We start from the raw sequence: 20,860 nt of genomic DNA on the forward strand, positions 1-20,860 counted from the left end.
TGAAAGCGGGGGAGCCAAAATTTGGCTTCCCCGCTTTTTTACGTGTAGTATAGTAGAGAGATAGACAAGATTTTTTGAACATCATATTTATCATTCATCAATGTTGATCAATGTTGCGCTGTGGGAGGGAGGGGATTGAGATGGGATTGCTGAAAATTCTGATTGGGCTTTTCGTTATTGGTTTCTGGGCACCTCCAGCCTGGACCTATGAAGAAGTTTCAGTAGAAGATGGCGGAACAATTCGTGGGAAAGTGACCTTGGCAGGAGAACTGCCTCGACCGATGGCCTTTAATTTAGTGACAATTCCTGATCCGGTCTATTGTGGTCGAATCTCGACGGGAACAGGTTGGCGCATTGTTGAGGATTTCATTGTTTCGCCAGATGGTGGGCTAAAGGATGCCGTTGTGATCTTAAAGGGTATTGCGAAAGGGAAGCCATTTGAAACAAAGAAGGTTAGAGTCGAAGCGATTGATTGTGACTTTTCTCCCTTCATTAATGTCCTCAAGAAAAAAGATGAGTTGACGGTCGTGAATATGGATCCGATTGAACACGACATTCAGGGATATGAAACGGCTCGGGAGCGCGGCGCTCGCGTGTTATTCAATCGTCCTCTTCCCATGAACCCATTTCATAAGGTTCTGGGAATGATGAATAGTCACAAACATATGCCCGGCAAACCCATGATTGAAAATGTACATCTTCGGAAGGGACGGAATATCTTTGTCATGCAATGTGGCTTTCATCCGTATATGTTTTCATGGGGTGTGATCGTGGAAAATCCGTATTATGCCATTACTAAGGAGCCCGGTGAGTTTGAAATCTCTGATGTTCCTCCTGGAGATTACACGTTGACGGTTTGGCATGCGGGAATGAAGCAATATCTTGAGCGTAAGATTACGGTGTCCCCGAATGAGACGTTGGAAACAAACTTTGAATATACGGCCGTCAAAGGGAGGAGAAGTGTTCACGAAATGCATGAGAATCCACATTTTGGATTGGAACTGTTGGGAGAAGGCGTAGAGATTGTTCCCTCTCTTCGTCTTCAGACACCTTAGGAAGGTAACAATGGCTGATTCTATATTCAAAGGTTTATGGGTTTCGTTCTTTGTGAGTTGCATTGTGTGTGTGGGCGGCGCTCCTCCAGGCTTTGCGTATGAAGTAAAGGATGTGACAAACGGAGGGTCTCTCTCAGGCGTAGTGACGCTGTTGGGACCTCCGCCTGATCCAAAGGCGTATAATTTGATTACATTTCCTGACCCTGAATATTGTGGCAGAATCTCAACCGGAAATGGGTGGCGCTTGCTTCAAGATTTTCTAGTGAATGATCAGCGGCAAGTGAAAAATGTTGTCGTGTTCTTTGAAGAGGTCAAGGCTGGGAAGCCGTTTTCAATATCTATTCCTCGAGTCGAGGCCAGAGACTGTCGCTTTCAACCATTTACCACGATTGTACGAAGTGGGCATGGGATCGAAGTGATCAATATGGATCCCGTCATGCATGATATTCAGGCTTATGAAACTTCTCAGCAACAGGGGACCCGCGTTTTATTCAATTCTCCTTTGCCGTTTAATCATCGGCACAATCGGGGAGATATGCATGCCGATCATGATCATAAACCAAGCACATCTCTTGTCCGGCAATTTGATCTTAGCAAAGGACGAAAAACGTTTGTGATGCAATGTGGGTTTCACGCGTATATGGAAAGCTGGGCCATTGCCGTGGAGAATCCGTATTATGCGTTTACAGATGCCACTGGGACCTTTGAGATTGACCACATTCCCCCAGGAACGTATCGGGTGCAAGCGTGGCATCCCAGTGTCAAAGCGGTGATTGCCAAAACTGTGGTGATTGAGCCTGGACAAAACCTCTCGCTTACATTCGAACTGCCCGCGCCTACTGAACGGCACACGGCTCATAAAATCCGAACTCCACCGCGATATACTCCTGCGGTGCTGGGTCGTCCCATCGATATTCAACCGCTGCTTGAACTTCAACGTCCATGAATGAGTCATACACGGCAACCGGCGAATGGCTTTTCTTTATTTTTCTTTAATCTTGATAGCCTTGTGTGTTGGCTTGCCTTCTTCGGTTGATTCAGCTGAACGTCATGTTCAGGATGTAAGGGACTCATCTCAGTCCTCAATAGAATTTTCGGCACGAATGGTTTGGCGAAAAGACGGAAAAATATCGAAAGCGCAATTATTCGTGAAAGGCGATCGATATCGACTTGAACATTGGAGTGGAATCAAAACGGATCTCGGTGTCGCTGGAGTTACCATTGTTCGTTTAGATTTACACAAAGTCTGGTATGTCTATTCCAAACGACGTCTTGTCTTGAGTGTGCCGTCTGGCCTCAACGATGTGTTGCCTGTTTCGGTGATCCTTGATGGAGAAGTCGGGCGGACGTTGATCGGCGATGCACAAGTCGGGTCGCAACCCGCACAGTTATATGAAGTCGAAGTCTTGTCCTCCTCTGGGCAACGTGAAAAATATTATGAATGGGTAGATCCTGAACGGCAAGTTCTGCTCAAGCTAGTAAGCCAAGATCGAGATTGGCGTATAGAGTTTCGACATGTGGTTCTTTCCACGCAACCTGACTACTATTTTCAACCACCTCTTGGATATCGTAAAATTGAAGCACAAAACAAGCTGTCAGAAACCGGATAGCTGGCTAAGGAATTGATGGATGCAGATGGAGCACACACCGCAAATGAAAAGTGACTGTCGTTACGAAAAGATAGGTAAGCAACGCCAACCTTTAACGTATGGTGTTCTCTTATCGATGACTCGATATTCGATAGGGCTCTTGTTTCTTATTGCCGTGGTTTATGTGTGGAGTCCGATAATTGGGGATCGTCTATGGGCTGCGGAACCGTTGTCAAAGCCGGAATGGCAACAAGTTCAAGAGGCCTTTAGAAATTTACAGTTTCAAAAAGTGCTTGATATTCTTGCCGAATTTAGCGAGGAAGAGCGGGAACTGTCTGCTGTCCATCGGCTCGAGATTTTGAGTTTAGCTTTACTTGGGAAGACGGCCGAAAGTCTCGATGCCTATGAACATGGCGTCACGCAAGCTAGTCGAGAAGATGAACCATTATTACGAGAGCTGTGTATTGCTGTGATCTTGCCATTACGTGCTGACATGCGTGAGCAAATGCGTGGTGCAGCCTATACGGCCTTAAAGGAGATCGGTTCGGAAGATATCATTCTGTTTATGGAGGAAGGGTTGAATGATAAGTCGGGAATGGTTCGAGCGTTGGCAGCGGAAAGCTTGGCGAGGTTGGAGTCTGGGCGAAAATCTCAGAGATTTAGACAGGCGCTGGAGGATAACGCCGGGTTAGTCCGAGCGACAGTGTTAACGGGGCTAGGTCGTACGGGTGATCAAGCCGCACGTACGCTCATACGGCCATTTCTTAAGGACGAACAAGCTGTGGTTCAAGTGGCTGCAGCAGGGGCCATGATTAAACTTGGACATCCGGAATATTGGGAACGTGTGAAGAAAAGTGCACTCGAGGATGAAGGGTATGAGCGGGGTGCTGCGTATCAGGTTTTGGGAGAATTAGGTGATGCACGGGCAATAGAAATTCTTCAGCAAGGATTGCGGGATCAGCAACCATCTATCCGTGCTGCGGCAGTGTCTTCGCTTGGGAAGCTTCACATGTCAGAGGCCCTTCAGCCTTTAATGACTGCGCTGACAGAGAAAAGTCCAGCAGTTCGAAGTGTTGCGGCTGTGAGCCTTGGAAATTTAAAAGCTGAGAAGGCTATCCCGGCTCTGACGGACATGTTAGAAGACGCCAATCCTGGCGTCCGGGTTGCCGCAGTGGCTTCATTACTCAAACTTAGTACTCCGTTTAGTGTCGTGTCTCCAACTGTGAGAGTGTTAATGCAGGACCGAAATCCTGGTATACGATCCGGCGTTGCCAAGGCTTTAGAGAATGGGTATGGCCGTGATGTGGTCGGAACATTGTTTCTTTTGCTGAATGATCCTGTACCGAAGCCAAAAATTATGGCAGCTCGTTCGTTGGGCCGTATTGGTGATCGGGATATTCTGCCACGTCTGAAACTTGTTCTGCGTGAACAAGACGAAGCCGTGCGTGCGACAGTTGCGGCAGCTATTGTTCGTATCCTGGCTGATCCCAACAAATTATAATTGATGGGTGTTTTTATGTTTCCCGCATTCTATTTCGTGGGCAAAGAATTTCCAACCTCTTGGTAGTATTCCTCGTAGGAATCAGGTAGCGTTTGGGTTATGCCTATTCGATTCCTCTCAAATGGACTCATTTCAATCCTGTTCTTGTTGAGTTGTGCGTCATGTCAACCGTCCCGGTCTGTCAGTAATGCTGGGTTGTATTCCGCTACTGGAAAAACCCCCGAAATTCAGTGGGCATCATGGCAGGAAGAAACGTTTCGAGCCGCGCAAGAGCGGGATGTCCTTATTCTTCTCGATTTAACTGCTGTCTGGTGTCATGCCTGTCATGTCATGGATGAGACAACATATTCGGATCCATCGATCGTTGCCGTATTGAATTCCCGCTTTATTTCCATCCGAGTTGATACGGACCAACGTCCAGATATCGAAGCGCGGTACCGTCATGGAGGATGGCCAACCACTAGTATTTTGTTGCCGACAGGAGAGATCGTCTTTCAAGGGAACTATTTGGAGCCGGAGGATCTCAAGCAGGCCCTGGAAGAATCAGAGAAACTCTATCGGGAGAATAAGGAAACATTATTGAGTCAGGCCGCCAATATTTGGGCGTCTGTCAATGCGGCAAGAAAAGCTCGATCACAGCCTACAACGGTGATTCAGTCTAAGATGGCGGATCAAATGAGGGTGATGATTGAGCAAAACTTTGACCAGGTGAATGGTGGTTTTCAGGATTTTCCAAAGTTTTTTGAACCCGATGCCATTACCTTTCTTTTTGGTCGTTATCACCAGTCGCAGGATGACGCATTGAAGCGTATGGCGCTCTTGACTTTACAGCAACAGCGAAAACTCGTGGATCCGGTCTGGGGAGGTTTTTATCGTTATGCAGAAAAAGCCAATTGGACTCAACCCCACTTCGAGAAAATGCTGCATTTGCAGGCAATGAATCTTCAAAACTATCTGGAGGCCTATCAAGTAACGGGCGATATCGTCTATCGAGAAGTAGTTGAAGAGACCATTCATTATGCCAGGCGTTTTCTCATGGATCCTCAGGAGACAGGGTTTTGGGCTAGCCAGGATGCGGATATCAAAGAGATGACAGGCTCCCAACGTCTGGTCATGGAAGGTGAGAAGTACTTTAAACTTGGAATTGAGGGACGTCTAGCGATCGGGACTCCTTCTGTTGATCGGACCATCTACACCGGGTGGAATGGGATCATGCTAAAAAGTTTTCTGAAGGTGCATCAAGTGTTTCCGAGCCAAAATCTCCTGCCGATCACGTTGAAGATGGTCAATCATTTATATCGTCATCGCTATGAAGCAGGGAAGGGGATAGCTCATCGTGAAGTCAACGGGCAGCCCCAAGACTTTGGGTTTCTTCGTGATCAAGTCTGGTTTGCTGGAGCTCTTGTCGAAGCGGCTATGACAACAGGTAAAACAGACTATATCGAAAAGGCCGAACAACTAACCAAGGATTTTGTCGCCCTCTTAGAAGATACGCAGGGAGGTGGGTTTTATGATCGACCTGACCGTTCATCCGCTGAGGGGCTGTTAAAGTTTCCACACAAATCGTTGAAGGAAAACCTTAGGGCTGTCATGCTGCTACTTGACCTCTACTATGTGACTGAAGATTCTTTCTATCGAGATGTCGCGGAGCGAACGCTTCAGTATGTACTGAGTTCATCTGATCAACTTCCGCTAGGATTATCAGGTCTGGCCATTGATCGCTTTGTTCGATACCCGGTCAATGTTGTTGTCGTCGGATCAAGAAGCGATAAGCAAACAGGTCGGCTTTTTGAGGAAGGGCTCAAGTTGTATGCGCCAGGAAAGATCGTTCGATTACTCGACCCGAAGGTTGATTCGTTGACAATTGGAGATATTACGTTTCCCAGAATAAAAGAATCGACAGCCTATATTTGTACAGACACGATCTGTTCTCAGCCGTTTCATCAGGCAACAGAGTTTTTCATGCGATACCAAGACGTTATGAAGCAAGCCAGTTAAGCATGTGTGAGTCCCTGGCATACCTGCATGTTTTTTATTACAGGAGGGAAAGGCTTCTGTGTCTAAAAGTAATGAAAAGTCAAATTGTTATAAAATGGCATCTCAATGAGGCTGCCGGCAGTTATCTTGACACGTTTTTTTCCTTCTTGGTATATAAGAAGGTGAACGCATTAACGAGGTTTCAACAGTTTCCCTGCTCACTCAACAGTCCAACATAATGGTGCGTGGGAGATTCATTCAGCCCCGAGTATTAATCCCACCCTCGTTAGCACACTAATTATTCTCAACTAGGAGGAAGTATTATGAGGAATCGTCAGTCTCTTACTGTGTGTCTCCTTGCCGGAGCCGCCCTATTGGCCGCTCCAATGATTGCGCAAGCCGGTGGAACCATTAAAGGCAAAGTCACTTTTGGCGGAAAAGTTCCTGCTCCGAAAGAATTTGCCTTTTCCAAGTTTCCTAACACGGAGTTTTGTAAAAAGAATACAAGCAAAAGTGAGGATGGGAATACTCGTTTATTAAAAGAAGTTCAAGTTGATGGAAGCAAGGGGCTGAAGGACGCGGTTGTGGCCGTTCGCGATATTAAGGATAAGGCCTGGATGGGGAAGTTTAAAAAGGAGCCAGCGGAAGAGGTTACGGCGGAATTATGCGAGTTTCTTCCTTTTACCGGAATTGCGGTGAGCAAGGGGCAGTTTAAAGTCGTGAATGAGGATGCTGATCCTGATGATCCAAAGTCCAAAGAGGGTGTATTGCACAATCCTCATAGCTTTGATGTTTTGGGTGCGAAGTCATCGACTCTGTTTAACATCGGATTGGCCAAAAAAGGCGATTCATTACAGAAAACTCTGAAACTTCGTATGGCCAGAAAAGGCGGAGTCGTGCGGTTGCAATGTGATCAACATGAATTTATGCAATCGTGGTTTCTTCCCGTCACCAACCCGTTTTACGCAACGAGCGGTGCTGATGGCACATTCGAAATTAAAGATGTTCCGGCAGGAAAGCACAAGCTCTTGGTTTGGCACCCTGCCGTGGCCAAGAGCGCTATGGGTAAAAAAGCCGTTGAAATCGAAGTTGATGTCAAAGATGGCGCAACCGTTGAAGCCAACTTTGATGTAAAGTAAGTTCTTCAGATTCTGATTCCTCTCACGAGGGCAACTCGGGTTCTTCCGGGTTGCCCTCGTTGTGTTTGTGAATGTTCCTAGGTCATTTTTGTTGCGTTTCCTCTCTCCCTTATCCTAGATTGCTTCTCAGGGCTCGTGTTGTTGAGGGACTTCAAATCTCAATGGAAGATGAAGATATCTTAACCGCATTATCGTGGCCCTCAACGGTCGTCGACACTTCGAATCCTTGTCACTTCAGCAGGCATGTTGTCGAGCAATTCTAAAGAATAAATGGAAGTTTCTAGGCATTGAAATGTTTAGCTGCGGCCATCAATTTCCGTGAAATTTCAATGCTTGAATTGTAGTTCGAACCCCTTGGCCCCACACCGGCCGTCGGTACTTTGGACACTTGTCGTACCGCATGTATGTTGTCGAGCGTTTCAAACGAAGAATCGGAGTCGATGAGTGATGTGAAAGTTGAGTTATCGTGGGGAAGGTTCCAGTCGATATGAATCGAACGTAGTGATGCTCTACCGAGTATAGAGGTCAACAGTGTATTTATGGGATACGAGCTGTGACTGAAATAGTAAGAATATCTTCCGTTGGAGTTCTGCTGCATTCCAGATTTTTCGGTTGATCAATGTTCATGAAATACCTGCGACCGCCATCATCATTCTCAAGCCAAAAACGTTCAGACACAAGACCATGTTTCCCTTTTTCATACGCAACGTTTCAAACTTGCGTTTGTCAGTCAGGGGCCGTTAAGATCAGTGAATTATGAGTATTTTGGAGAATCTTTTGTCAGTTGAGGCTCTGAGTGTCACGTGAACTTTCTCTCGCCGAAATCTTCCAGTCTGGCTACTACTGGGAGACGAAAATTCTTCTCACAGCGGTAAAGCTTGATCTCTTTTCTTCATTAAATGGAAATCCCTGTTCTTCTTCTCAACTTGCCAGGGATCTAACCCTTGCGGGTCGTCCGTTGGCTTTGTTGCTCAATGCTCTTGTGGCAATGCGAGTGTTGAAGAAAGAGGGTGAGGTATTCAAAAATACAGACGTGGCTCAACGATATCTTGTCAAAACTCAGGAAGAATATGTTGGTCATCTTTTGTTGTTGCATGATGCCGAGTGGGAAAACTGGGGGAAACTTGAAGAGACGATTCGTACCGGCATCTCACCCGTATCGCAGCATGTGTTTGAAACAAACCCGGATATGGGCGCGAATGTACTTTCCGTCTTACATCGAATTGGCCGAGAAAGCGGGCCAAGCTTGGCGAAACGTATGAAGCTGAATGGTGCCAAAACTCTTCTTGATGTTGGAGGTGGTGCGGGGACGAATGCGATTGCGTGTTGTGAGGAATATCCCGAACTGAACGCGACAGTTTTTGATTTGCCACAGACATTAGTCTTGACAGAGAAGGTGATTAAGAAAGTGGGTCTTGAGGATCGTATTCGAACCACATCGGGTAACTTTCATGTCGATTCCTTTGACGGGACATATGATGTCGCGCTGATGTCTGATATCCTTCACTATCAAGACGGAGAGGTCAATGCCAAGCTGGTTGCCAAGATTTATCATGCCTTGTCGGATGGTGGGCAGTTGGTCATCAAAGATCGATTTTTGGATCCAACAGGAACCAGTCCTGCCTGGACGACGGCGTTTGCGGTTCATATTATGGTCAATACTGAACATGGTCAGTGTTTCACTACTCACGAAGCCTTGCAGTGGATGACGGATGCAGGGTTTCAGGAGGTCCATGAACTTGAACCGTGTGCGGTGGTTCAGGGGACCAAGAAGAAAGATGGAGGTATATAGTTCATGGCCGAATGGCTGAGGGAACCTGGTTTTGTCGGGACGCATGCGACGATGGGCGCTGATATCAGTCAATTGATGGCAGCCGTATTTACAACGCTTTTCATCATTGGATGGGTGCAGGCCAGAAAAGGTGAAGGAACCAAGCATCATTGGTTGATGTTTGGCGGGATGATTGCCATGTTGTCCTTTTTTGTCAGTTATTACTTATTCCGAAATCTCGGGGTTCTGGCATTTGAAGGCAAGGAAGGGTTCGGCGGTTCTCAGTGGCTGTATGACACCGTTTTTGTTCCGATTCTGACATTTCACATTATTCTGGTTGTGATTGGGTTGATTATGGCGGTGTACATGATCGTCCTCGGGTTTCGCACCCAATTTTTCTCCGGAGCTAGGCGCTTACTTCGAGAGCAAATCCTTCTAACTGCTTGGACAAAAATGCTTGGGATCTTAGGTGTGTTAGCGGGAATCGTTGCGGCCTATTTATTGACATTAGTCGCGCTCGATCGTTTTGGGATGGGGAAGCTGGTGGTCTGGGTCAGTCTGTTAGTGATCATTGGCATCGTCATGATTCTTGAAATGTCGATTCAACGAATGTGGCCAAATGGAGCACGACGGCATCGCGTACTTGGTCAGTTTACGATGGTGGTGTATTGCGTCTTATTTGTGACTGGAAGTGTGACGTATGCGATGTTGTATATTCTCTATCCTGGAAAAATCGGGTGAGACACTCCGCGCCCAAACGTGAAATCAACAATCTCTCATGATCAGAAATCAGGGTTTCCTTATACGTATTTGTTCATTTTCACTGTTTAACTAGATATGACGCGTCTATGGAATGTGATTGTGGAAAAACGCTCGAGCTCTGCGGGGTTGATGAAGTCGACGCAACGACCTATTTAGCGCGGTTTGCTTGTGTGCCATGTGGGGAGTATGTCGGTATTGAAGGTGAGCAGAAAGAAGTGACTCCTTTTTTGGGTCAAGTCTGTTGGTCTGATGAAGCACAGCATGTGTTAGATCGAATGCCTCCGTATGTTGTCCCGTTCTATCGCGACGATGTTGAGCGTTATGCGCAGACGACAGGAACCAAGCTCGTGACCTTTGATTTTCTTGGCGAAGCCAAAAACCAGGGCACCGTGGCATGGAGTGTCGACACGCTGAAACGGTTAGAGCGAGTACCGCCTGCTATTCGGGCTATGGCCCGCATTGAGCTTGAACGAACAGCGTTAGAGCGTGGGATGACTGAAGTGACGGTTGCACTCATGGAAGAAATTAAGGCTCGCTACTTTGGATTAGGGGCTGCGCAGCCTGCATTCAAAAACTGAGCAAAGCCGTCAGTGAATAAAGACGTGGTCTAAGAAGGCAAAACGGAGATACGATGCTTCATCGGTTAGCCCTCAGAGTTGTTCCGCAACTTAACGCGTTAGTGACAGAACCCGCCGTTCGAAAGCGAAAGCGATTAGTCATGCTTGCTCCAGGGCTGGTTGCATTTGGTCTCTATCATCTTCTGAAGTCTTCTCTCCCACTGGATAACCCGTTCGTCCTCCTTCTTTTTAGTGGCTTCCTGGCATCTTTGACGGCATTGTGGTCCTACCGAATGGGACGAAATGACACTCTGGCCAACTTTCTTCAAGAAGATGGGCTGAGACGTGTGGCCTGGGTGGTCGGTTGGATCGGCATGGTCTACGGTATTCAGCTCTCCCTTCTCGTGCTCATGTTGCTAAAAGTGTATGTGGCCTATGATTTCCTTCTTCATCCAGAAGGGCCGGCGATGATGGCCATCATTATTGCAAGTTCTTCTGTGACGCGAGATGCCTTTGAGCTGGGGTATGTGAGATGGAAAGAACAGCACGGGCAGAAGGTGGTCACGTTTCCCGATGGCGCCCCATTTCGGCGTTGGGTTCAGTTAGAGCTAGGGACGATGGGGCGATGGACGGGAGGAGCGGCAGTGGTCTCTATGGGGGCAGCCTTTTTTTTGATGGCATTCGGCTATGTGGGACAGCATGATCTCACCCAATCCATAGTGTTATCGATCCTTTCAGCATGTTTAGGCCTCGTGGCATTTTATGCTGGTAAATCCCGGACTGGCGATTGGCGCTCAGGAATACAGGAACGCGGATGGTGGTCGTTAGGGAGGTTTTGGCTATGGCCCTGTTTGACGTTTGCGCTCACCTACTATCTGGTGCAAGCTGGCTTCTTCACGTTTTTGGTGCAACATGAAGAGCTCAAGAGTATCGCTCAACTTTTGATCGCCGCAACAACCGCAGCCATCATGACGGGGTATAGTTTTTATTTGGGACGCTGTCAGCTGCTTGAAGCTGAAACCTCTCACGGTATTCCTGCGAATATTCAAAGCTGTCCATTTGTCATGGGCATATTAAGTAAGGCGGGTGTCGTACCCGCCGGTACAACGTCGACATCCGTTGTTGGTGTTACCACGCAACCTGAAAAGGTGGGATGAGGAGTTTCATGGTCTCGCAAGAATTGAAAATTGTACTTGTGGTGGTGTTGGCGGTTTGGGGCTGGCAAGTCATTGGTGATAGTCAGTATGTCCATGCTGAATCTTCTTTCACAACAGTTGATTCAAAAGACATTTACTACCAAACTGAAGGTAATCCCGTTGGGCCTGCAGCCAAAGAATTTCAATCCTCGTATCCTGATATTCGATATGTGAACAATCGTGTATTGGTATGGGTCGTGGCTCAACAGCATACATACTTTGGAGGTTTTGTCCTTGCCCTTCCGCTCTTTGCTGTACTATTGGAGTTTCTAGGGCTGGCGCGCCGAGACCCAGAGTCTGCTCGTCGTTATGATGGGCTGGCGCATGACATTGTGCGGGTGGCCGTCGTCTCCTTATCGTTTACCGCCCTGTTGGGTGCTCTCATGTTGGGGGTCTTTATCACGATGTACCCAGGGTTTATGGGGTACATGGGCGCAACATTCAAGAGTATGATGCCAGTCTATGCGGGTGTCTTCTTTGGTGTCTCGTTCCTGTTACTGTTGTATTACTATAGTTGGGATTACATGGCGTCTCGAGCGAGGAAGTGGGTGCACATGTCAATTGGAGTCCTCGTGAATGCGATGGGAGCACTGCTGTTGATTATTGCAAATGCCTGGGCCTCGTTCATGATGGGGCCTGCAGGGGTTGATAGTGATGGCCGGTTTTTAGGGAATGTCTGGCATCTCTTGCATTCGCCGTTATGGAATCCGCTCAACACGCATCGTTTTTTAGCTGACATTATGTCCGGTGGTGCTGTCGTGGTGGCGTATGCAGCCTATCGTTTTCTCACGACAAAATCGGAAAACGAACGTGCGTATTATGACTGGGTTGGGTATGTGTTTATGCTGGTGGTCGTCTGTGCGTTGCTGCCGATGCCGATTGCCGGGTATTGGCTGATGAAAGCCGTCTTCCAATTCAGCTCACAAATGGGTGGTACGATGATGGGCGGGTTGTTGTCTTGGATGTTCGTGATTCAAGCGGTGACGGTTGGCGTCTTATTTTTGGGCATTAACTATTATATTTGGCAATCCTTGGGACGAATCAAGGGAGGCGAGCGGTTTCATCCATATTTTAAGGGGATTATCTTTGCATTATTGGGTTGTTTTATTGTCTGGTTTACCCCGCATACGATTGCGATGACTCCGAGCGAAATGAAGGCCATGGGTGCGGCTCAACACCCAGTCATCGGTCAATTTGGAGTGATGTCTGCCAAAAATGGAGCCATCAACTTGATGATCTGCCTGACTGCGCTCAGTTATTTATTGTATCGACGTGCCAATCGGATGATTACGGTCTCATGGGCCTGGAAGGGAAACGTGGCCTTGGGAGCATTGTTTGTTCTGGGAATGGCAAACATTCTATGGCTGGCCATTTATGGATTTTATATTCCTGCCAACGTGCGTGTTGGCTTGTCTATGCCACAAGGTGTCACGACTGCCATGGTGGTGTTGGGAGGTATTGGACTCAATCAGTTGATGTTGAGGGGGTCGAAAGTTATCGGACCCATTGCTTGGGGCAAGATTTCTTTGCGGGGGATGGTGGCGTTGTTTGGCGTAGCCGCGGCCTTTACCTGGGTCATGGGTTTGATGGGATATATTCGCTCAGCTGGCCGTCTTGGCTGGCATGTCAATGACTTACTTGCGGACTCGTCTCCATGGGCGTATATGCCGGAAATAGGTTTTGCGGCCAAAATGGTGACAATCAATATGCTGCTGTTCTGGGCTTCAGTCTTTTTTATGTTCTGGCTCAGTCGGCGTGATTATCAAACGGCTGATGAGCGAATAGGGAGTCGTGTTCCTTCCTCTCCGCTCGTGCAAACGCTTTCACAAGAGGAAACATCGGTATGAGGAAATGGTTTGAACCTAACGCAAGCAGTCGAACGTCCTGGACTTGTTCGGGTATGTGGTGTGTGATGTTGCTAGCATTGGTGCTATCTGTAGATTCCACGGAGCGCGTGTTGGCTCAATCGGATGCTGAGTCGATACTCATCGAAGACTTCAATCAACCAGATGAAAACGGATTTCCTAAAGAGTGGGATGCTCAACGGAGTAAGGTGACGGCACAGGAAACGTATGTGATTGGTCAGGAAGATGGCATGTCGTTTTTGAATTCTCAAAATTCGAGCCAGCGTGTGTATACGAAAAATATGTCCTGGGATCCGAAGACTCATCCGATTTTAACCTGGCGGTGGCGAGTTCGTTCGGTTGAAAAAGGGGCAGAGTTTATTGCGGCCGTGTATCCTTCGTTGGATGTCGATTTGATGTTTATTCCAGTGAATACGAAATACGTATGGAGCGTTAGCCAACCGGTTGGGACCACGAAAGAAGGGGGCATGTTCGGATCAACTGAAGTTGTGATCCGGAGCGGAGCTGAACAGACTGGAGAATGGGTCGAAGAACGAATTAATGTCTATGAAGATTTTAAGGGAATTCACGAGCATGAACCTGCTCCGAAAGCTTGGGGAATTTCTCTTCTCGGTGGTCCTGGAGTGGAAGTAGATTTTGGGTCGCTTGCAGTGCATCCAAAATAATCTACCGGGATACTGCTTTTCTTGAAAGTGCTTGACGATGGTGAGTATGTCTCAGTCAAAAATTATTGATGTCTTGATTGGGACTCTCGTCATGGGAACAGTCGGGACGTTGATTGGCATGCTCATGGGAGGCGGGTATTTGCCTGTTGCTGTTCTGATCGGTATCACGCTGGGCGCTGGAGTTGGCATGTTTGGTGGGCGTCGTTTCTTCTTAAGCATTTTTATCGGATCAATCCTGGGAGGGTTGCTGGCTTGGGTGCTTGGTGGAATTGATGCCGTAACTGTTGGCTCAGCCTCTGGGGCTGCGATGGGAGGATTTTTGGGAGTTCAGGTTTCTATGATTCTTGATTCACTGGCTGAACGGAAGCGACGGCTTGCATCGTCATCGTCGGTCCCAACAGAAGAGCCGACAAAACATGAAGTCTAACATGCACAAGCAATGTCATAGATTTCCTGTATATCCAAAGGACAGGCACATATTGAGGTTATTGAATGCCAGAAAATAATAAAGTTCTTATTGGTGCGATTATCTTTGTCTTTGGGTCATTTATCATGATGATCGTTCTGTTGTTGTATGAGACATATAAAAGCAAATCGGAATTGGAAGCAGTGGCTTCGAAGGGGCCCGCGAAAGCCAGGGTGTTGCAAGCTGCCCCAGTACAAGATTTTTCCATGTATAAAATTGTCGTTGGTGAGGAAGGTCGTGAAATGGTCGAAGTGCCTGAAGGACCATTTACCATGGGCAGTCATAAGGATGATCCTGATGAGGGTCCCGCGCATCCCATATATCTCCATACCTATTATATTGACTTAAAAGAAGTCACCCAAAAGGAGTATGATCGTTTTTTGAAAATGACCAAGTACCAAAAGCCAATTGTCCCTGTATTCGAAGATGAAGTGTCAAAACTTCAAAGTCCTGACTATCCGGTTATGGCTGTCACGTGGAATGATGCGGTTGCCTATTGTCGATGGGCTGGAAAGCGATTACCGACAGAGGCTGAATGGGAAAAAGCTGCTCGGGGTGAAGGAAAGCGTCAATATCCGTGGGGAGCGAAGTTTGATCAAAACTATGCTAATGTGGATGGCCAAGAAGATGGGTATCAGTATTTGGCGCCGGTTGGTTCCTATGAAGTGGGCCGAAGTCCTTTTGGTGTCTATGATATGACGGGCAATGTCGCAGAGTGGGTTTTGGATAACTATGCTCCGGACTACTACCAGACAACTTCGTATCGGAATCCGGCTGGACCGGACAATGATGATGTCTATAAGGTCATTCGCGGTGGGTCTTGGCGAGAGTCGCGAGTGGGGGCACGATTGACCAAGCGATTTTCTGCAAAAATGTGGAGGTCTGATGCCACAGTGGGTTTTCGGTGTGCCAAAGATCCAGAGCAGCCCAAAAAACAGCTGTGATGTTTGAGTCAGGTTGGAGGTGTGGGATTTTTTTGAAGATCTGATGCAGGATGCTTCAGGCTATAGCCGTTTCAGTTAACCTCTGATGTTTGGAGTGGGTAATCACGCTGGGCTACTTGAATATCTAAAATTGGTGGCATCAAAAGAATAAAGCTTCAACGATAGATTGCCCACCAGTTACGCTTGGTCTTATGAACGATCATATCCACTGAGGACATTTATGATCACAATATCGAGTATCCAGAGGAATTCTCAATAAAAGGTTGAACAGACAAGACGAGTGGGACGTTGTACGTTCATGGCCTCAGCACACCACTGGAACATATTTGGATTCGCTATAGGATGGCATAGAACTCATGGATGGCCGATTTAAGTTTGTGTTTCTCATTGCGGTCTTGTTCCTGACAAGTTTGCCATTGCTGGGAATTTTAAAAGGAACAAAACCTCCTCCCCCCGATCCCGATGATGCACTCCTGGCATCTCGTAATACCGAGCAGGCGTCTCAGCCTCAAAGAGAAGACGTCACCCTTATCAAAGATCACATGGTCAAGATTCCCGCTGGTGAATTTATTCGAGGAACGAATAACGGGGGGTTTAATGAACGACCGGAAAATAGGGTTCATGTCGATACATATTGGATTGATAAATTTGAGATTACCAATCATCAGTATCTCGAGTTTGTTGAAAGTACAGGACATCGAAAGCCTGGGCCGCCATCTCGTTACGCAAAAAATATGACCAATCTGAGAGGGCCGAATCAGCCGGTCACGTATGTGTCTTGGGCTGATGCCAAAGCGTACTGTGAATGGAAAGGAAAACGGTTGCCGACCGAGACAGAGTGGGAAAAGGCGATGCGGGGTACTGATGGGAGAACGTGGCCATGGGGAGACGAGCTCGGGAAAGATTTGGCCAATTTAGGTGGAGCGCAAGATGGTTTTGAATTTACGGCACCAGTCGGATCGTTTCCGCAAGATCAAAGTGTGTTTGGGGTGTTTGATGGTGCCGGAAACTTAATGGAGTGGACAGAGAATTGGTACGTAGAGCAACTGTATGCAAAGTCTGTTGAGTCAGATTCCTCTACAGTTTCTCGAACATATAAAACGCTGCGCGGCGGAGGATACACCAATCGGGGGGTCGATCTTCGCATCACGAGTCGGATGTTTATGGTGCCAGATTTTAGGGATGAAACGATTGGATTTCGATGTGTGAGTTCGAGTGAGATTACTGGAAATCCCAAAAATTCAACCGAGAAAATCTAGTTAATTTTCAAAGAAAATCGAAGTAATAAAGAATCAGAAAGACAGCGAGCAGAATGTTGACAACCATCCCCGCCAAAACTATAATATCGAACACTTTTGCATTGGTACGCATGGAATCTTCCTTTAAAAGTGAAATAAAGGCAATTGAATAGCATGACATTCTTGAAGCTGTCAAGTGGAATAAACTAGGTGAAATCATTTAGCGATAGGTGGGACAATGGCAACAGGTGATTCAGTTGAAACAAAAATCGGAAAAGCAATTTTTTACGTCACATGCGCTGTGAGCTTTTGGTTCTTTTACTGGTTTGCAGGAATTCAATGCCCCTGCTAATGGTCGCAAGGAGTTGAGGAGCTTTTCTAGTATTAAAAAGATTTTCACGGGAGGGTGACATGCAAATAGTTTATGTGGTGGTTTCGCTGATAATTTCTTTTGTCTATTTCCAGTTTTTGGATTGGTTTCTCATGGATGCGCAGGGTCTCGACTACTTCTATATGTTCAGGTAAGTGTTTGCTAGTTTAGTCTGTCGTGTCGAAGTTCTCTTGTGCTTCTTTATGAACTTAAACGTTTATGAAAGACATGAAATGGAATTAAGGACTTGCTCAATTTTAAAAGGAGGTTGGTCATGGGTCACCTATCAGGTCGTATGACCCGTAATGGTAAAAAGGTGATGGCCGGTACGGCCTTATTTGCGATGGTGGGGCTCTTGCTGCTTCCCATCTTCATGGCGCTTCCCGCATTGGCTGCCGGCGGTGGCGGTGGGGCAGCTGGTGGGCCACCTGCTGACGTAGTCGCAGCACAAAAAGAGGCTGGAGAGGGTGAGGAAGGTGAAGAAGCAGAAAAGATTGAGACGGGTCGTGATGTCTACTACAAAATCGAAGGTCCGGCCGTGGGGATGCCCGCTCCCGTGACAGAGGACAACGAATCGTTTTATCCTCGATACAATTTTGAAAGCCGTGTTTTGCTTTGGGTTGCGAATCAGCAGCATCTGTATTACGGAAGTTTTGTGCTCGCCGTTCCAATTTTTTGTATGTGCATTGAGTTTGCTGGGATGGTGAGTAAGGATAAGGCCATGGCTGCAAAGTATGACAAGCTGGCCTATGACTTTATTAAGATTAGCTTGACCGCTTATTCCTTGACTGCCATTTTAGGTGGGATTCTCATTTTCACCTTCCTGACGCTTTACCCGGCTTTCTTTGGGTACCTTTCTAGCATTTTCCGTCCAGTCATGCACATCTATGCGCTGCTGTTTGTCGCTGAAAGCGCAACGTTGTACATCTACTACTATGGCTGGAATCAAATGAAGGAAGGAGTCATGAAGTGGATTCATCTCAGCATGAGTGTGGTTCTCAACGTCATTGGAACCGTTCTTATGTTCTTGGCGAATTCATGGATTGCGTTCATGATGTCTCCTGCCGGCGTTGATGAGCAGGGTCGCTATCTTGGAAACATTTGGCATGTTGTTCATACTGCCTTATGGAATCCTCTTAACGTTCACCGTATTCTCGGAAACATGGCTTTCGGCGGTGGAGTTGTCGCTGCCTATGCTGCTTATAGATTCCTTTCGGCCAAGACGGATGAAGACCGAGCCCATTATGATTGGATGGGTTATATCGCGATGAGCCTTGGTGTCGCATTCCTTATTCCTCTTCCGTTTGCCGGATATTGGCTTATGCGAGAGGTGTATGCGTATCGCCAACAGATGGGTATTACGCTCATGGGAGGTCTTTTGGCTTGGTTGTTTATTATTCAAGCCACGATGATTGGAATTCTCTTCCTGACAACTAATTATTACCTCTGGCAAGCATTAGGGCGGATGACTGGAGGTGAGCGATTTCAGCGGTACATTAAGTATCTTGTGTTTATTCTCGTCGTCGGGTTGCTGGTATTTATTACGCCCCACACGATTGTGATGACGCCTGCTGAGCTGAAGGCTATGGGTGGTCAGCAGCATCCAGTGCTAGGGAACTATGGTGTGATGTCTGCGAAAAATGGTGGCATTAATGCCATTATCATGACCACAATTCTCAGTTTTATCTGGTATCAACGCGGGAATAAAATTCCTACGGTGAGTTGGTCGAAGTTTGGGAATATCTTTATGGGATGTTTCTTCCTGATTGGTCAGATTAATAATGTCTGGCTCGCATGCTATGGATATTTTATCCCAGCAAATGTTCGAATCGGCCTATCGGTACCTCAGGTCGCCGGTACTCTGTCATGCCTCTTCTTTATGACGCCACTGAATCTGGCAATGTTGAAAGGGGCTAAAGAATTAGGCCCTATTAAGTGGGGAACGATTCAACCAAGATCACAATATGCGTTAATCATGTTGGCAACCGCATTTACATGGATGATGGGTCTCATGGGTTACATTCGTTCATCTGTGAGGTTGTTCTGGCATGTCAATGAGGTCATGCGTGACAATTCTCCTTGGGCTTACACGCATACGATTGGTTTTGCTGCAAACGTGATCTCATTTAATGTGTTGTTCTTCTGGATCACAATCATGTTTGTCTTTTGGTTGGGGGCACTCGGCATGAAGGCTACTCCAGTTCCAGTAAAAGAGCCGGTACCTGGGACCCCTGCCACGCAACCAGCAGCAGGAAGCTAAGAAATTAATTTCAATGAATCCATTTCGCCGCCCAGGATTTAAGCCTGGGCGGTTTCCTGATGGAGGGTAACTAAGGTGTTAGAACTTATTGGTGCTGGATTTTCTCTCGGATGGCCAGTCTTGGCATTCCTTGTATGCTTGATCATTTACTTTCAAGCAACAATTTCAGATCCTGTGCAGAAGAAGAATGCCACATTTAAGACTATTGTCGGCATTTTCTGTGCGCTTTTGGCTTTCATGGCCATTGCTAACTATACAAGCAATTTCAACGATGATCCTGGTGTGTTGCCGATGTCGCTGGTGTTAATCACGGCTGTCACCTTCGTGATGAGTTTGTACTTTGCAAATATTGGCGCATTAATGAAAATTGGCGGATTCATGTTTTTTGTTGCCGCAGCGTTGTCAGGTTATGGGAATTGGCTTCCTCAGGTCGAGGGTGGGTTTCCTCCACCGGTTGTAAAGCTTGATTTCCAAAGTATGTCTTCGCAGCAACTTGGTGACGAAGGAGAGAAAATCATCTTCGGCGGATTAGGTCAAAGTAAAGTGCAAGGAGCCATTGGGAAGGGGCAATGTCCTCTTTGCCACGGCTTTCAAAAAGGTTTCTTAAGTGAAAGAGCCCCAAATTTATTCGATATTCCTGCTAGGGCAAAAACACGGCTTGAAGAGCCAAATTATCACATGAATGATCCGGCCTCTCGTCCCAGTGTACAAAAGGAATCGTTTGAGGGATCTGGTACTGCCACCAATGCTCAAGAGTATATCGCAGAATCTCATGCATGCCCGAATTGTTATGTGGTTCCAGGTTTTGGGGTAAAAGGTTCCAATGATACAGAAAGTCCAATGCCGATCATTCATAAGGCTCCGATTTCTCTTGCTATGGGTGAGTTAGCAGCAGTTGATACCTGGATGTACATCAGGGAAGGGCTCGAAGCTCCTGCTTATGATGAAATTATTGCTTCCTACGAAAAATTTATTCCAGAAGGCGATCGTATTACCGCCACGGATGATGAGGAGGATGCAGGTGCAGCAGCAGGAGGAGTCTTGGCGACTGGTGAAGAACCAGTTAATGAGATCTTCATGAAAGGTGGATGTGTAGCTTGTCATATAATTCCTGGCATTGAAGGTGCGACTGGGAAAGTGGGGCCAGTGCTGATGGAAGGGACAAATGCTCCTAACCGAATTAAGGACGCTGGCTATAAAGGCAATGCCACATCCACAAAAGAATATATTACGGAATCTATTCTTAATCCTAGTGCCTATGTCGTAACAGACTACCCCGACGGTCAAATGCCAAAAGATTTTGGCAAAAAATTAAGTGCTGGGGCTGTCAATAAAGTTGTTAATTATCTTTCCCAACTTAAAGAGGGACAAGATCCACCTCCAGTTGAGTAGTGGATAAGGTGATTATGGTGGATTCCCTCAAAATTAAATGTAAGGAGTAAAGAGGAATGACCTGGCTAAAACTGGTGGAAGGCTACATGCCGATGCAAATGATCAGCGAGCTG

General features: G+C 46.9%; 17 protein-coding genes. All 17 read left to right on the forward strand.

Annotation, left to right across the window (positions count from 1 at the left end):
• Positions 1-140 precede the first annotated feature (140 nt).
• The 17 genes from ACWQXP_RS20465 to ACWQXP_RS20545 all read left to right on the forward strand — a co-directional run bounded on the left by ACWQXP_RS20465 (position 141) and on the right by ACWQXP_RS20545 (position 20,747).
• Positions 141-1,055, forward strand: coding sequence for a carboxypeptidase-like regulatory domain-containing protein (locus ACWQXP_RS20465; protein WP_454064692.1), 915 nt, complete (start codon positions 141-143; stop codon positions 1,053-1,055).
• 10 nt (positions 1,056-1,065) lie between these two features.
• Entirely contained in the window at positions 1,066-2,001 is a 936-nt protein-coding gene (locus tag ACWQXP_RS20470; RefSeq protein WP_454064693.1) for a carboxypeptidase-like regulatory domain-containing protein, read from the forward strand.
• Positions 2,002-2,158: 157 nt separating this feature from the next.
• Positions 2,159-2,665 carry a hypothetical protein gene (locus ACWQXP_RS20475; RefSeq protein ID WP_454064694.1) on the forward strand — a complete coding sequence of 169 codons (507 nt, stop codon included), beginning with the start codon at positions 2,159-2,161 and terminating at the stop codon, positions 2,663-2,665.
• A gap of 19 nt (positions 2,666-2,684) precedes the next feature.
• Positions 2,685-4,145, forward strand: coding sequence for a HEAT repeat domain-containing protein (locus ACWQXP_RS20480; protein WP_454064695.1), 1,461 nt, complete (start codon positions 2,685-2,687; stop codon positions 4,143-4,145).
• Positions 4,146-4,244: 99 nt separating this feature from the next.
• Entirely contained in the window at positions 4,245-6,143 is a 1,899-nt protein-coding gene (locus ACWQXP_RS20485) for a thioredoxin domain-containing protein (protein WP_454064696.1), read from the forward strand.
• 302 nt (positions 6,144-6,445) lie between these two features.
• Positions 6,446-7,261, forward strand: coding sequence for a hypothetical protein (locus ACWQXP_RS20490; RefSeq protein ID WP_454064697.1), 816 nt, complete (start codon positions 6,446-6,448; stop codon positions 7,259-7,261).
• A gap of 796 nt (positions 7,262-8,057) precedes the next feature.
• Complete coding sequence (locus tag ACWQXP_RS20495; RefSeq protein ID WP_454064698.1) at positions 8,058-9,053, forward strand: methyltransferase; 996 nt, start codon at positions 8,058-8,060, stop codon at positions 9,051-9,053.
• 3 nt (positions 9,054-9,056) lie between these two features.
• Entirely contained in the window at positions 9,057-9,773 is a 717-nt protein-coding gene (locus ACWQXP_RS20500; protein WP_454064699.1) for a DUF420 domain-containing protein, read from the forward strand.
• Between the two features lie 107 nt (positions 9,774-9,880).
• Positions 9,881-10,372 carry a PCP reductase family protein gene (locus tag ACWQXP_RS20505; protein ID WP_454064700.1) on the forward strand — a complete coding sequence of 164 codons (492 nt, stop codon included), beginning with the start codon at positions 9,881-9,883 and terminating at the stop codon, positions 10,370-10,372.
• Between the two features lie 53 nt (positions 10,373-10,425).
• Complete coding sequence (locus ACWQXP_RS20510) at positions 10,426-11,508, forward strand: hypothetical protein (protein WP_454064701.1); 1,083 nt, start codon at positions 10,426-10,428, stop codon at positions 11,506-11,508.
• An 8-nt stretch (positions 11,509-11,516) separates the two neighbouring features.
• A complete protein-coding gene (locus tag ACWQXP_RS20515; RefSeq protein ID WP_454064702.1) occupies positions 11,517-13,394 on the forward strand; it encodes a cytochrome ubiquinol oxidase subunit I in 1,878 nt (625 codons plus the stop codon).
• Positions 13,391-14,077 carry a DUF3047 domain-containing protein gene (locus ACWQXP_RS20520; RefSeq protein ID WP_454064703.1) on the forward strand — a complete coding sequence of 229 codons (687 nt, stop codon included), beginning with the start codon at positions 13,391-13,393 and terminating at the stop codon, positions 14,075-14,077. The genes ACWQXP_RS20515 and ACWQXP_RS20520 overlap by 4 nt, the downstream gene beginning before the upstream one ends.
• Positions 14,078-14,123: 46 nt before the next feature.
• Positions 14,124-14,504 (forward strand): hypothetical protein, encoded by a 381-nt coding sequence (locus ACWQXP_RS20525; protein WP_454064704.1) that lies wholly within the window; start codon positions 14,124-14,126, stop codon positions 14,502-14,504.
• A gap of 65 nt (positions 14,505-14,569) precedes the next feature.
• Positions 14,570-15,487 carry a formylglycine-generating enzyme family protein gene (locus tag ACWQXP_RS20530; RefSeq protein ID WP_454064705.1) on the forward strand — a complete coding sequence of 306 codons (918 nt, stop codon included), beginning with the start codon at positions 14,570-14,572 and terminating at the stop codon, positions 15,485-15,487.
• Positions 15,488-15,843: 356 nt separating this feature from the next.
• Complete coding sequence (locus ACWQXP_RS20535; protein ID WP_454064706.1) at positions 15,844-16,746, forward strand: formylglycine-generating enzyme family protein; 903 nt, start codon at positions 15,844-15,846, stop codon at positions 16,744-16,746.
• Positions 16,747-17,369: 623 nt separating this feature from the next.
• The gene (locus tag ACWQXP_RS20540; protein WP_454064707.1) at positions 17,370-19,355 is read left to right on the forward strand and encodes a cytochrome ubiquinol oxidase subunit I; all 1,986 of its coding nucleotides are present in this window, start codon (positions 17,370-17,372) and stop codon (positions 19,353-19,355) included.
• A 120-nt stretch (positions 19,356-19,475) separates the two neighbouring features.
• Positions 19,476-20,747, forward strand: coding sequence for a c-type cytochrome (locus ACWQXP_RS20545; RefSeq protein ID WP_454064708.1), 1,272 nt, complete (start codon positions 19,476-19,478; stop codon positions 20,745-20,747).
• Positions 20,748-20,860 lie beyond the last annotated feature (113 nt).

The organism is Candidatus Nitrospira salsa (assembly GCF_965152625.1).